Source organism: Gilvimarinus sp. 1_MG-2023, assembly GCF_030548285.1.
This window is the reverse complement of record NZ_JAUOSC010000922.1, coordinates 1-277: the sequence shown is the minus strand read 5'-3', so window position 1 is coordinate 277 and position 277 is coordinate 1. Positions and strand designations below refer to the sequence as shown.

Genomic DNA, 277 nt, shown 5'->3' with positions numbered 1-277 from the left:
ATTTTGCCCTGAAACTGGCAGATGGCCAGGTGATTGACTCAACCTTTGATGCCACGCCTGCGCAGCTGGTAATTGGTGATGGCAATTTGCCAGAAGGCTTTGAAAGCCTGCTTGTAGGTTTGGCCCCCGGAGCTCATGAAACCTTCAGTGTTGCTCCTGAACACGCTTTTGGCCAGCATAACCCGAACAATGTCCAGCGGATGAAGCGTTCCGACTTTGCCGCGGACTTGCCGATTTCTCCCGGTCTGGTGGTGTCATTTGCGGATGCATCCAACAC

1 protein-coding gene is annotated in these 277 nt (G+C 53.4%); it reads left to right on the top strand.

The features are described 5' to 3' along the window. Positions 1–277 (top strand): FKBP-type peptidyl-prolyl cis-trans isomerase (locus Q4563_RS19560; protein ID WP_303605703.1); only part of this gene is annotated, 277 nt, incomplete at both ends.